We start from the raw sequence: 12,356 nt of genomic DNA, 5'->3' as shown, positions 1-12,356 counted from the left end.
ATATGACTAACGATTAGTCAGGAGCGCTCCTGAATGCCATGCCAACAAAAAAGCATAACATATTGAAAATATTATATTTTTTTGCACAAAATCCTGGGAGCCACAGTGCTTTTGTTGGCTCCAGCCAACAGTCACAAGTAGGTCTGTGGCGCATCAGCCAACATACCGCCAACGGACAGCCAACACGTCTGTGGCGCGCCTGCCAACGGTATTTTAATATCATTACCGACTGCTAATAGTGGTAGTATGATCCTAAATATTTATCTTTTTGATCCAAGACGGATGGTGGACTCTTGGTTAAAGGATCAAGCCGATCAGCTTGTTGTAGAGCCCATGCGAGCCAGCTTTCTGCATTTATTTTCACGGCAAATTCCTCATCCTGTTTTGCCTTTTCCATAACGGCCGCAATATATTGGCGTAGGTCTTGGCTTTTCTTCCATAAAGCCGCCTTTCGTTCTAATTGGGCGACTTTGATCTCTTCGTTCCGAATTTTTTCCAACATTTCATAGCGCTTTTGTTCGAATACAGCTTGCTCTTCTCTTTGTTTTTCCAGGTCCAATCTTCTGGTTTTGACGGCTACTGCAGCTTTGATAAGTCCAGAAACAAAAGAGCCTACCTGACTTTCAACACGCTGCGTTGCTGTATCTGACCAAAGTCTGCGTGTATGAACATATTCAATGTTTACTATTTTCAGGACTAGCTCGCCTGTAGGATTGAATATGTACTCATATTCTGGTCCCCATCGAAATCTTTTCTTAAGTTCATCCTTGCTGAGAATCCTTTTAGTACGGGAAGTTTTCTCTTCTATTCTAAACGAGAGTTTTTCATCTTCTACAGAAGCTATTGTGTCGCATCCATTTTCAGCTTTATCTAGTGTGACTTTGTATTTTCGATTCTCTAACGTTAAAATGACTGAGCTCATAATCGCTAAGGCTCGGTCCAATTGAGCTGGAGATACACGAATGGCGAGGCAATCCCTGTCTGGAGCTGAAAGTAATCCTTTTTCGTTTGTTTTGATCTTCTCAAGAATTATTTTAGCCTTTCTGGCCAAGGAATGAGGACTAGCAATGTCCGCTATGTTAATAAAATTTTTATTATAGATTTTTTAAGCATAGCGGTCATCGTTCAGAGACGCTATGCTCTTTGCATCTTTCTTTAACATTTCGCTACGCAAATCTCGTATTGAGATATGACTATTTCCGCTAAAGTCGGTCAGTGGTTCGGATTGTACGCCCTTCCCTGCCTTTAGTTTCTGCCAATACCCTCGACCAGGAATGGGTATTTTCATTTTTTTGCAAATTTTTGCCAAAGCTACATCTGAAATACCATATTCGACCGCGAGTTTGGACTTCGGAGTTTTCCAGACTGCTTCATACAGTTCGCGTCGGGTGAGGTGGTTAATTCTCATCTCCAAGCGACCTCCATCCGTTGTTCCCTATAGGGCATGTATGCCGTCTCTGATTTCTCAGAAGAGACACGGAAACGGTAACCCATCGTGCAGTTTCTCGGGTGTCCCGCATGCAACCCTCTGTGTCCTTCGTGACCGAGGACTATGCGGGTGGGTCGCAGCCAACGCACAGGCAAATCTCAAATCGGGGCGGAGTGCGGCTTTATCTTGTACAACGTTTTGGATAGCGAGTGCATCAAGAATGTCCTAATGCCCATGTCAAAAAAAGGACACAATGGGTACCAGAGGATGGAGCGTAAAAGTGCTTTGTACAGAAGACATACTTTGTCGAAACTATTGGAAAAGATTTATCTATCTCGCCAGATTTCCTATCGTTCCCGACGAAGTTGCAGCCACTGTCGCCCTTTCTCCGTGATTTGATATCGCTGCAGGGGGCTATTGGGCTTGTCAGGGATGGTCATTTCAATGAATTCATCTGCCAGGGCTGGTCTGAGATAGCGGGCTCGAAATGATTTCCGGTCTTGCAAATGAAGTAAATCTTGCAATGCTTCCCGGGACATTTCGCCGTCCATGACCAGTAATAGCTGGCCGACTTGGGGGGTGACTGGAGGGGTGACTTGGGGGGCAGAGGTAACAACCGCGTCGAAAATCATCGTGAGCATAAACTCGATAAAGGGAGAACAGTCCGTTTTTTGCGTGCTTTCCTGCAAGGCTTGATAATACTCGGATTGATGCTCAAAGACCAGATTTTCCACCGGGAGATCGGCAAATAAGGTATTCCAACGGGCTAAAATGAGGCTCTGCCACAACCGCCCCATGCGACCATTTCCATCGGCGAAGGGGTGGATGAACTCAAACTCGTAGTGGAACACAGAACTGGCGATCAGTGGATGCGCATCACTTGTAGCCAGCCAGTGAAAAAGATCTCCCATCAGCGCTGGGACGCGATCCGCCGGCGGAGCCATGTGGATGACATGGGAACCTTCCATCACGCCGACCCCACCACGGCGATAGGTTCCGGCCTCATCGATAAGACCGGACATCAGGATGCGATGCGCTTCCAACAAATTCTTTTCAGCATCAGGATTCCAATCTTCAAAGCGCTCATAGGCAGCAAGAGCATTACGCACTTCCTGGACTTCCCGAGGTGGCGCAATGACCCGTTTCCCGTCCAGGATGGCCGTAACCTGCGCTTCGGTGAGAGTATTCCCTTCGATAGCCAGCGACCCGCGTATGGTGCGCACACGGTTGATGCGCCGCAACCGGAGCGATATTGCCTGTTCACGGAGGATAGTTAACCGCCCGACGGCTTCGCTGATCTTACCGACAAGGGTGACTATGGCTGGCGCGATGGAGAAAGGCGGCTGATACTGCTGGCTCATGGAGCGCCCTCTTACGTGGCTGGCTTTCAGGATTTCCTATCATACCTGAATTCATTGAGAAAAGCCACTTTGCTCTGGGCCGAGAAATAATCTGATGTGCGAAAACCCATGTCTATCCAGGACAGACGGACCAAAGCGAGTCTAGCGCAATGACAGCAGGGTAAAGGTTAGAGGTTTTCCTCAGCACCGGCAACGGATTTTGGAGACCAGGGCCGGTGAGGAGGATTGCTTGAATATCTTTCAAGCGATCCCCCCTTAAAACAGTCGGAATTTATTTAAATTTATTTAATGAAAACAAATAGATATCTGGTCTATGGAAATAAAAAAGGGATCGTTGGAATTTCAGTCAAGAGGTCAGGGTTGGTCGAAGGACCGCTTGAATAGAGCATCAAGTGTCCGAAAACGTGGCTTTTCAAGCACCTGATATGATTGTTTAATAGTCGTCAGCACGCATGAATGCCATGCCAGCATCCCATTGAAATTATTACCTTTTTTAAAAAAATTGAAGGAGAGCCACAGAGCCTTTGTTGGCTCCTGCCAACAGTCACCAGTAGGCCTGTGGCGCATCAGCCAACAGACCGCCAACGGACAGCCAACACGTCTGTGGCGCGCCTGCCAACGGTCATGTTGGCGCGTCAGCCACTCGGACCCCAATCTTCTTGGGGGCATCCGAGCCGCCCTTGAAGGTGGAGTAGCCGCCTTCGCATGGGAACATCACGCCAGACCCATGGAAATCGTATTGTTTGCCCCCCTACAGAGGTTCACTGGCTAATTGTTGGGCTCTGCGGAATAAAGCTTCGCCGTATGATCTGAAAGAATAATTGCCTTTGATCCGGGGTCAGTACCTGCTTTACTTGTAGAATGTGAGTGAACACATTTTCCTGCAATATTGACTGAAGTCCCAAAATTTCTTGTCTAACCTGACTGGCTAAAACCATATCAACGGCGTCACAATCTATAATTGAAATCATATCATCGCGTTTTACATGAATGTCAGCAGATAGTTTTTCTATGTTCGAATGGAACTTTTCAGCTAAAGGCTTTATCGAGGCGAGCTGATCCGGGGTAAGCCCAAGCATAGTGTACAAGCGTTCATCATTCGAAACAAACGGGCATGCTTTCGAGTTGCCGTCGTTTTTTGTCTGAATAAGTCTCAGACCGAACATGGCGGCAACACCCAAATTCATGGCCAAAGAAGCCGCCAAAACAGAGATCAATATTTTGTTCTTCATTGTTTCACCCGTGTGGCTTCGCTCGCCAGCACAAAATAGCCCTGGGCCAGAGAGCCTCTCGGGGTTGGCGCAAAAACATCCAGAGCGTCCAGTGTTGCGGCTTGCCCCGGTGCGCTGGCCACTATGGCCTCGGGATTGATGCCCTCTCCCCAAAGCGTCCGTCCCATCCAGCCCCCCATCATGAGCCCGAACAGGACCATGGCGGCTATGGCGGCAGGAGCGGGAAACAAGTTCGCCACGGCAACCTTCCAGTCAAAGATCCGGGGACGTGATGCCTCCGAAACCTTCCGCATGACCTCCTGCGTAAATCCGGGTCGTGTCTGGACCCGCATGGGAGTATCAAGCTGAAGCCAAAGGCGTCGGAACTCTGCCAGGGCTTGCCGACAGTCCGGGCAGGTCTCCAGATGCGCTTCGATCTTCAAGCACCACTCGGAAGATACTTCACCGTCCGCAAATGCTGAAAGCTTCTTACGAATCGCAGCGCAGTCCCTTTGCGGGGTGGTCGGCTCGTTCATGATCCTCGCTCCATTTGTCGCGGACATTCAATGCACTTCATGGGTGATCCGGCCATCACGAACTTCAAATATCCTGTCGAACCCCTCAACCATGCGGTGGTCGTGGGTGACCACCAGGATGGCCGAGCGGTTCTCCACGGCCAGCTTTTTAAGAAGGGCCATGACGTTGTGGCCGTTTTCCGTGTCCAGGGCGGCGGTGGGTTCGTCGGCCAGGATCACTTTGGGCCGGTTGGCCAGCGCCCGGGCAATGGCCACGCGTTGCGACTCGCCGCCCGAGAGGGCCGTTGGGTAGTTGCTGAGCCGATGGCCCAGATTCAGCGCCGACAACAATTCCGCAGCCCGCTCTTTGGCTTCTTTGCGGCTGATGTGATTGATTTCGAGCGCCACCATCACGTTTTCCATGGCGGTCAAAAAAGGGATCAAGTTGTGCGACTGAAAGATGAACCCAAGTTTCTCCCGCCGGATACGCTTGAGATCCTGCCCCGGCGTCCAACCATTCTCGGCAACGACTGTCCCGTCAATGACTACCCTGCCACGGGTGGGTTCATTGATAAGTCCAATAGCGGTCAGAAGCGTGGTTTTCCCAGAGCCAGACGGACCAAGAATGGCCACCAGTTCTCCGGGCGCGACCTGGAACGTGGCGTCCGCGATAGCCGTCACCTCTGTCTCGCCCTTGCCGTAGATTTTCGTCAGATTTTCGATCTCGACCGCGAACATGGGCTAGCCTCCCAGGGCTTCCGCCGGTTCGACCCGCATGGCCTTGCGGATGCCGACCAAGCTTGAAATGGTGCAGATGGCCAGGATGAGGACGAAGAGTCCTTGGAGGTCAGAAGCATCCAGAACGATGCGGCGCGGGAATTTTTCATAGGTCAAGGTGATCAGGGCATAGCCGATGCCGTAGGCCAGTACCCCCATGAGCAGGGACTGCTCCAGGATCATACCCACAATCACCCCATTGGGAGAACCAATAAGCTTGAGTGTGGCGATGACCCGAATTTTGTCGATGGTCGAGGTGTAGATGATAAGCGAAATAATGACCGCCGAGATAACCAGCAGGATAATCCGAAAGAGACCCAGCTGCATTCGCGCCTTTTCGATCAGGCCCATCGTCAGGATGCGGGTTTGTTCGGCTTCGGACATGGCCCGGTAGTGATTCCAGCGACTGATCCGTTCCTGCACGACTTCGAGATTCGCCCCCGGGGCAAGTCGAGCCACAACAGTGTTCACCACGTGGGTTGATCCGGTGATGCCGGAAATAACCGAGGCCATAGCTTCAGCCTGCGGAGGAGAAAGTGTTTTAATGTCGCTTAAGGTAGCCGCGTTCCTGGCCCGATCATTGCGAATGGCATTGTTGTCTTTTTTAAATTGAATATCCTGGGCATCAGCCAAGCTCACGTAAGCGAGAGGGTCTCCACCGGAAGAGACCATTTTCCCAGTTATGCCCACCACCGTATAGTCATGCAAGCCGAGATGGATGGTATCACCCAGCTTCATCTGCATCCCCTGAGCAACCACCATCTCGTAATGCTTCTGTCGAATGCCCCGGCCAGCCAGGATAGCCGGAGGGCCGCCAAGGCCTTGCAAGTCGTAGCCGACCAGGAAGAACCGGAACAACTTGCCCTGGCGATCAACCTGAATGGTCTGGAAGGATAAAGGCGAAGCCTCAGCCACGCCGGGCACGGCGGCAATGCGGTATTTCAGGTCTTCTGGAACGCGGGAATTTTCAGCGAACGGGCCATTAGTGTCCTGCTGCACCACCCAGATGTCCGCTGCGGTGGCCTCGCTGATGGACATGGCGTCGGCAAACAGGCCGCGATAGATGCCGCCCATGCTCATCACTACGCCGATGAGCAGCCCGAGCCCCAGAGACGTCAGGATGAAACGCCCCTTGTTGTAGCGGATGTCGCGTACGGCCAGATTCATGGCAACACCTTGGCCCGCTGCCCTTCTGCAAACGCATTCATGGCCTGCGTTGGAGCGACAACGATTTGCTCACCCTCCTCAAGGCCGTTTCGCACCTCCACGAAATCCCGCCGATCCTCAATGCCTATGTCCACGGTCTTGAAATTAAGCCGACCGTCCTTGAGAACCCATACCCCGCGTGTCTTACCGCGTGAGGCAACCGCTACGGAGGGAAGCGAGGGGACGCCGTTTTTCGCGCCCGTCACAATGAACACGTCGGCCTGCTCTCCCAGTCGGAAGTGTTCAATGGGTGGTTCAAAGATCACATCCACTTCGGATTCCTCGGTGACCCGGTCGCTTTGCCGGCCAATCCGGGCGACCCGTCCTGGAAACTGTTCGCCAGGGGCGCTCCGCAATGTGATGACAGCGGTGTTTCCGACCAGCACCCCCGCCATGTGCGATTCATCGACATTGGCTTTGATCCATACCGTTCTGGGGTCTGTGAACTGAAAGATGGTCTGTCCCGGGGTCACGATGGCCCCCTGTTCCAAGTCCCTGGACAGAATCAATCCATCACTGGGGGCGTATATCCGGGCATCTGCGAGTTTCGCTTGAGCAAACCGCTGACTGGCTGTTCCCAGTTTCTCGTCCATCCGGGCCGATTCAAGGGCGGCCTTTGCCCGGCTGACTTCCTCTTTCGCTACATGGAAAGCGACTTGAAGTTCTTCTGTATCTTTTTTGGGGACATAATCCTTCTCCAGGAGGCGTTCGAAGCGCTCGGCGTTTTTTTTCGCCAACTCCACATTGGCCAGAGCCTTTTGCAAGGTGGCTTCCTCGACGTTCTGGGCTGCCCGGGCCTTGAGCACAGAGGCCTCGGCTTGGCGCACCTGCTCGGACAAATCGTCGTTTTCCAACCGGGCCAGCAGCGAGCCCTGCTTGACCAGATCACCCTGGTCCGCCTGGAGTTCGACAATCTTCCCCGTGATCTTGCTGGAAATCCCCACGACAATCTTGGCCTCGACCGTTCCATTACCATAAACCTGTGCCGTCAGATCACGGCTGGCAAGCTTGGTGACCTTTACGGAAACGGGCGCAAAAAAGGTTGTCTTCGCCAAAACAGCCGCTGCTACAAGAGCGGCCGCCGCAATCCAATACTTTTTGCCGGGTCGTTGCATGGGTACGATTCCTCAAACCGGTTGGTCAGGCAGCAGCCTGAACGCCAAGGACAGAAAGGGGCATGACCGCGCCAAGCCCGATGCCAAAGGAGCCACTACCATTGGCCGGGACTGACTTTTGGCCGCTCCTAAAAAGTGGAACCGGCGAAAGAGAAAAAACCTGCGGTTTATTTGTGGTGGGCGGCCAATTTTTTCAAAAGACTGGCTTTGGCCCTGGCCAGGAGGGCATCCACGGCAGGGACCGAGCAGCCCAGAATTGCCGCAATTTCCTGGTAGGACAATTCTTCATATCGCTTGAGCACCAGGGCCAGTCGCTGGTTGTTGGGCAAGGACCGGATGGCGGCCAGGACCAGCTGGCTTTGCTCTGCCTGGAGGAGCGCGTCTTCTGGCGAGGGCGTCGGGGCGATGGGTTCGGGGAATTCCGGAGCGGCAGCGTCGCCGGCAGTCCAGAATGATCCGATGAGCCGGATATTACGTCGCCATAGCGATTGCGCTTCGCTACGGCAACAATTCGCGGTCACCGTGTATAGCCATGTGGTGAATTTGGCTGCCGGGACGTATTTCCCGCAATGACGCCAAACCCGTAGAAAGACTTCCTGGGCCAGATCATTGGCCACGTCTTCTTTTCCGAAAAATCGATAGATGATTCTGAAAACGGAGGTCTCATGGCGACGGATCAGGCAGGTGAAAGCCATCCTGTCGCCATCCTGCACCAAGGACATGAGTTCTTCGCTGGACAGGCCAGTGCAATCTCTTTTCACGATGTTCTACATGTGCTCGCATCGCTGCATAACATCAATGGCTCAAAATAGGACCAGGGACAGGCCCGTTCCGGTCAAGACCACCCAGAGCACGTCGACATTGCGCCGCAGGGCCGCAAACGCGGCTGCACCGAGCAAGGCGGCAGGGACTGTCCAGGGGACGGCAAGGCACAGTGTGCCGGTAACGGCGGCCATCAGTCCCGCCAGCGTAGCCAAGCTTGCCCGCAGGCCACGTCGGAAATATCGTGAGCCCAATAGACGGTCGCAAAATGGGATGCTCCAAAGCAACAACAAGAAAGAGGGCGTAAAGATGGCTACAGCGCCAACAAACGCACCCAACACTCCCCACAACCCATACCCGACAAAAGCAGCAGTAAGAACGATGGGGCCAGGGGTGACCTGTCCCAGAGCGATGCCGTCTAGAAAGACTCGCTCCGTGAGCCAGCCCATGTGTACGACCACTTCATGCAACATGATGGGCAACGCGGCAAAACCGCCGCCGAAGGCCAGGATATCGACGCCCATCATAATGATCGCCAGTTGATATAATTCTTGATGATACAGCCACAAAAAGAGAATTGCCAGGGGGAGCAGCAGCGTAAGGACCACGAGGGCGTCGCGTTGGCGTGCATCCTCTCGTCTTCTGATTTTTACAGTTTTCGGTTCGACATCCTTGCGAAACGTGGCAATACCGAGAGTCGCCGCCACCAGGATGACCAAGGCCGGATGCATATTTCCTAAAAAGGCTATCGCTGCGCCTAGGCCCAAGAATTTATCGGGCAGCCCATGGATGTATTTGCCGACGAAATCGATGGAGGCACTGAGCAGAATTGCCAGCACGATGACCTTGAGTCCGGCAAAAGCGGCCAAAAGGGCAGGGAGATTATGGAATCGAAAATATATGGCAGATAAGCCTGTTATGAGGGCAAACGCCGGGAGCCCAAAACCACAAAAGGCACTTAACGCCCCAGCGATGCCTCTCGCCCGGAAACCGATATAACCAGCAAGCTGCATGACCGTGGCCCCTGGAATTGCCTGACAAAGGGCCAGACCGACCCGAAAATCATCCTCATCAATCCAATGGCATCGAGTGACAGCCATTTTTCGGAGATAGGGAATCATGGCCGGGCCGCCAAAGGCAGTTAAACCGAGTCGGATGAAATTAAGAAATAATGTTACCAGACTTTCCGGATGTGTGGATTCATCATTTTCATGGCAATTTATTGGACTATTCATCGGTTGCCCCTTCACTCGTCTGGCTTCGCAAGTCTTCAATCACCGGACTTGTGCCATGAGCGGCACAACAACATTCCCCGGCCGAAGAACTCTTCCTGCAGGTCCCTTCCGGATTCCGTGTTTTTGCAGCCATGCTCGATAATTCTCGTGTAATATCAAGCAGTTTCTGAGTATTGACAGAATAATGCGTCCAATAGCCGCGTTTTTCCCCGGTTACGAGGCCACATTCCCGCAATTTCTTGAGGTGCTGGGAGACCGCCGGTTCGCTTATCTTTAATTCGCGGGCCAGCCCTCCGACACATAAGTCATTAGATAGCAGTAGGTTAATCACCGCGAATCTTCCTTCGTCCGCTAACGCCTTGAAAACCTGGACAGCGGATTGCATTATCGCCACCTCATTTAATTTAGATAATTTTTATTTATTTAATGTTTCTTGCATTTACTGTCAATGGCGGGAGGCATTCCCGAGCGAGAAGTCGCCATGATTGTAACTTGTGTCACTAGGCACGACTAGGCAAAGCGACTGAATCGCTGGAATAAAATTTTTCAATTATTCCAAGGAACTGTTTTAAGTGGGCCGGCCTTTTGATGATAGATTTGGCCCATGGGGCTTTTGCTGGTCATCGGTACGATCAATGCGAATGGATGCGACGAGCGGCGCGCCACGTGGTCCTGGGACCAGGGAATTTTGACTGGCGGGAAAGAAGTGACCAAGGAACCGGTTCAACCCCTACTTTCTGGGCGGCGGGGAAATGCGTTACAAGACAAAGCGTTATCGGTCTTTAATGTTGACTAGCCAGCATTCTGTATCGTTCGACAAGTTCAAATAGCGAAGAAAGGTCAAATGCAATTTCTGTCATCAACTGACTTAGTCTAATCTTTCCCTGACACGAGATAGAATAGACCCTCCTCGGTTTATTTGGACCTTCGGTTTTCCATTGCGATATGAGCAAGCTCTCGTCTTCCATTTTGCGAAGATGTGAATATATTTTGCTGGATTTTGACCCTGGCCTTTCTTCTGATCCACCGCTAAAAAGACTCATTCCATGAAGATTCTGTGCAATTTCATAGCCGTGCATGTTTCTATCAAAGAGAATAATTAGAATAGCCGCCTGGGCATATCTTTCATTTCCGAGTCTATTGTGCTTCGACGACATAGCTTGTGCGGACCTTTCGTTATTGAAAAAAATCAAACGCATACTTTGTCGCGGTTGACAGGATGACGCATGCAAGCATCCATTTGATTGTCTTGGCAGGGACGTGCTTTTGGCACCGCGCACCAAAATACATGCCAACCATTCCCCCAATGCCGAAGAGAATTCCGAGTCCCCAATCGGGAGCAACAGACATCGTCGGGTAGAATGGCGCAATAGCTTGGTAGAAAGTCACCCCGGCGATTGAAGTTACAAATGTGCCCATCAAAGCCGCCCCAGCAACCGTGTAAATCGGAAGCCCAAAAACAGAGACAAAAAAAGGGGCTATAATGGCTCCTCCTCCAATTCCATAGACACCGCCAACGATACCGACCACAAAGCTTAAAGTGAAAATACCGATTGTTGAGACGTCGAACACTTCACCATGAAATTCATACACTAATCTCGTCACATTAAATTGGATCACTTTGGCGCAAGATTCATTCGCGTCAGTCCCGCACCCTCTTTTCGCAGCATCTTGGAACTTACGCTCAGCAACCGCAGTGTTACCCGTGGTCTTCTTTAGCAATCCCTGAACAAGACGCAGTCCAATATATGCAAGGACACACGCCACAAACAGTTTGAATGTCCTGGCGTTGGGCAAATAGGCAACCCGGATGATGGCACCGATGAACACCCCGGGAAGAGTACCCACTATCACGGCCCACGCCAGAGGCCAGACCATACGCCCCTCTTTGACGTAGCGATAAACTCCGCTGGGAATAGCAACCACGTTAAAGACTTGGTTTGTGGCACTGACGGAAGGGTTCACGTAGCCTAGTATGCTCATCTGAAAGGGGAGCAGGAGAAAAGCACCGGAAATTCCGCCCATTGAGGCAAAAAAAGATACTCCGAAAGCCACCAGAGGAGGAACCCAGAAGGATACTTCAATGCCGGCGGTGGGGAAGAACATGGCGACCTCCGGAAGGGAAAATGGCTCACACGTATTTTATTTTTTACGTGTGAGTTAAACGAAACATATCGAATCCGCTTGGGATGTCAATCGAGGGGTCAAAGATTTGTGTGATCGGTGACTCGCGGGGCGAATCTGGATGGGCAGGCATGGCCTTGATGGCTTGGCTCTCGGCCCAAGAGGGGATATGTTGGCCTATGATTGGGATACGATGCCCCGTACGAAACGTTGACGGACACGACCGTTTGGTCTGCACGAGATGCCTTGAAGCTATCGGTCGGGAGATCGACTTATGGATTCCGGGATACTGCCCAATTATTACTCAATCACAGGGCCATCTTCCTCGAGCTTCCGAGATAAACTTATTTTCAATCGGCCTGCAGGAAACAAGACGTTCCCTTTGTGCCGTAAGGCCTTGCCCCACTTGGTCTGAGCAAAAAGCAAGGCGGCCTCCCGAGCGACCTCATCATGCGCGGAATATGTGATTTGCTTTCCCGTGTCGCGGATTGTCCCTCCGCTGGCCAAACGGATGAACACCGTCCCCTTGGTGTCAATTGTCGAACTCGTGAAGTCTGAAACAAACTGTTTTCATCCCATTGAAGCCTCCAACTCTGCTAATTCGCAGGCTCTAGCCTCGGC

General features: G+C 51.9%; 14 protein-coding genes. All 14 read right to left on the bottom strand.

All coding sequences use genetic code 11. The features are described 5' to 3' along the window. Positions 1-232 precede the first annotated feature (232 nt). The 14 genes from ACP59X_RS00775 to ACP59X_RS00710 all read right to left on the bottom strand — a co-directional run bounded on the left by ACP59X_RS00775 (position 233) and on the right by ACP59X_RS00710 (position 12,272). Complete coding sequence (locus ACP59X_RS00775; protein WP_428563648.1) at positions 233-922, bottom strand: hypothetical protein; 690 nt, start codon at positions 920-922, stop codon at positions 233-235. A gap of 183 nt (positions 923-1,105) precedes the next feature. After that, positions 1,106-1,408: a hypothetical protein gene (locus ACP59X_RS00770; RefSeq protein WP_428563646.1), complete on the bottom strand. Its 303-nt coding sequence runs from the start codon at positions 1,406-1,408 to the stop codon at positions 1,106-1,108. A gap of 368 nt (positions 1,409-1,776) precedes the next feature. Next, the gene (locus tag ACP59X_RS00765; RefSeq protein ID WP_428563644.1) at positions 1,777-2,790 is read right to left on the bottom strand and encodes a Fic family protein; all 1,014 of its coding nucleotides are present in this window, start codon (positions 2,788-2,790) and stop codon (positions 1,777-1,779) included. A gap of 761 nt (positions 2,791-3,551) precedes the next feature. Continuing rightward, the gene (locus ACP59X_RS00760; protein WP_428563642.1) at positions 3,552-4,022 is read right to left on the bottom strand and encodes a Spy/CpxP family protein refolding chaperone; all 471 of its coding nucleotides are present in this window, start codon (positions 4,020-4,022) and stop codon (positions 3,552-3,554) included. After that, on the bottom strand, positions 4,019-4,537 hold the full coding sequence (locus ACP59X_RS00755) for an anti-sigma factor family protein (protein ID WP_428563640.1): 519 nt from the start codon (positions 4,535-4,537) through the stop codon (positions 4,019-4,021). The genes ACP59X_RS00760 and ACP59X_RS00755 overlap by 4 nt, the downstream gene beginning before the upstream one ends. Positions 4,538-4,564: 27 nt before the next feature. Further along, a complete protein-coding gene (locus ACP59X_RS00750) occupies positions 4,565-5,254 on the bottom strand; it encodes an ABC transporter ATP-binding protein (protein WP_428563638.1) in 690 nt (229 codons plus the stop codon). A gap of 3 nt (positions 5,255-5,257) precedes the next feature. Next, positions 5,258-6,460 carry an ABC transporter permease gene (locus ACP59X_RS00745; RefSeq protein ID WP_428563636.1) on the bottom strand — a complete coding sequence of 401 codons (1,203 nt, stop codon included), beginning with the start codon at positions 6,458-6,460 and terminating at the stop codon, positions 5,258-5,260. Next, positions 6,457-7,614, bottom strand: a complete 1,158-nt coding sequence (locus tag ACP59X_RS00740; RefSeq protein ID WP_428563634.1) for an efflux RND transporter periplasmic adaptor subunit — start codon at positions 7,612-7,614, stop codon at positions 6,457-6,459. The genes ACP59X_RS00745 and ACP59X_RS00740 overlap by 4 nt, the downstream gene beginning before the upstream one ends. 167 nt (positions 7,615-7,781) lie before the next feature. Then, complete coding sequence (locus ACP59X_RS00735) at positions 7,782-8,336, bottom strand: RNA polymerase sigma factor (protein ID WP_428563632.1); 555 nt, start codon at positions 8,334-8,336, stop codon at positions 7,782-7,784. An 81-nt stretch (positions 8,337-8,417) separates the two neighbouring features. Continuing rightward, complete coding sequence (gene chrA, locus ACP59X_RS00730; protein ID WP_428563630.1) at positions 8,418-9,611, bottom strand: chromate efflux transporter; 1,194 nt, start codon at positions 9,609-9,611, stop codon at positions 8,418-8,420. After that, positions 9,604-9,996, bottom strand: coding sequence for an ArsR/SmtB family transcription factor (locus ACP59X_RS00725; RefSeq protein WP_428563628.1), 393 nt, complete (start codon positions 9,994-9,996; stop codon positions 9,604-9,606). The genes chrA and ACP59X_RS00725 overlap by 8 nt, the downstream gene beginning before the upstream one ends. A 397-nt stretch (positions 9,997-10,393) precedes the next feature. Beyond that, positions 10,394-10,768: a PadR family transcriptional regulator gene (locus tag ACP59X_RS00720; RefSeq protein WP_428570018.1), complete on the bottom strand. Its 375-nt coding sequence runs from the start codon at positions 10,766-10,768 to the stop codon at positions 10,394-10,396. 19 nt (positions 10,769-10,787) lie between these two features. Continuing rightward, entirely contained in the window at positions 10,788-11,717 is a 930-nt protein-coding gene (locus ACP59X_RS00715) for a sulfite exporter TauE/SafE family protein (protein ID WP_428563626.1), read from the bottom strand. 318 nt (positions 11,718-12,035) lie between these two features. Further along, positions 12,036-12,272 carry an LPD7 domain-containing protein gene (locus tag ACP59X_RS00710; RefSeq protein WP_428570014.1) on the bottom strand — a complete coding sequence of 79 codons (237 nt, stop codon included), beginning with the start codon at positions 12,270-12,272 and terminating at the stop codon, positions 12,036-12,038. Positions 12,273-12,356: the final 84 nt, after the last annotated feature.

The organism is Solidesulfovibrio sp. DCME, from assembly GCF_049995385.1.
Taxonomy (GTDB): domain Bacteria; phylum Desulfobacterota; class Desulfovibrionia; order Desulfovibrionales; family Desulfovibrionaceae; genus Solidesulfovibrio.
The sequence above is the reverse complement of the archived record's forward strand: the minus strand, read 5'-3'. Positions and strand labels throughout refer to the sequence as shown.

Bases quoted from the DNA above. Each gene is read 5' to 3' on its own strand.
- ACP59X_RS00770 (WP_428563646.1), bottom strand. From the start codon at position 1,408: ATGAGAATTAACCACCTCACCCGACGCGAACTGTATGAAGCAGTCTGG.
- ACP59X_RS00755 (WP_428563640.1), bottom strand. From the start codon at position 4,537: ATGAACGAGCCGACCACCCCGCAAAGGGACTGCGCTGCGATTCGTAAG.
- chrA (WP_428563630.1), bottom strand. From the start codon at position 9,611: ATGAATAGTCCAATAAATTGCCATGAAAATGATGAATCCACACATCCG.
- ACP59X_RS00715 (WP_428563626.1), bottom strand. From the start codon at position 11,717: ATGTTCTTCCCCACCGCCGGCATTGAAGTATCCTTCTGGGTTCCTCCT.
- ACP59X_RS00740 (WP_428563634.1), bottom strand. From the start codon at position 7,614: ATGCAACGACCCGGCAAAAAGTATTGGATTGCGGCGGCCGCTCTTGTA.
- ACP59X_RS00750 (WP_428563638.1), bottom strand. From the start codon at position 5,254: ATGTTCGCGGTCGAGATCGAAAATCTGACGAAAATCTACGGCAAGGGC.
- ACP59X_RS00735 (WP_428563632.1), bottom strand. From the start codon at position 8,336: ATGTCCTTGGTGCAGGATGGCGACAGGATGGCTTTCACCTGCCTGATC.
- ACP59X_RS00725 (WP_428563628.1), bottom strand. From the start codon at position 9,996: ATGCAATCCGCTGTCCAGGTTTTCAAGGCGTTAGCGGACGAAGGAAGA.
- ACP59X_RS00775 (WP_428563648.1), bottom strand. From the start codon at position 922: ATGAGCTCAGTCATTTTAACGTTAGAGAATCGAAAATACAAAGTCACA.
- ACP59X_RS00745 (WP_428563636.1), bottom strand. From the start codon at position 6,460: ATGAATCTGGCCGTACGCGACATCCGCTACAACAAGGGGCGTTTCATC.
- ACP59X_RS00720 (WP_428570018.1), bottom strand. From the start codon at position 10,768: ATGTCGTCGAAGCACAATAGACTCGGAAATGAAAGATATGCCCAGGCG.
- ACP59X_RS00760 (WP_428563642.1), bottom strand. From the start codon at position 4,022: ATGAAGAACAAAATATTGATCTCTGTTTTGGCGGCTTCTTTGGCCATG.
- ACP59X_RS00765 (WP_428563644.1), bottom strand. From the start codon at position 2,790: ATGAGCCAGCAGTATCAGCCGCCTTTCTCCATCGCGCCAGCCATAGTC.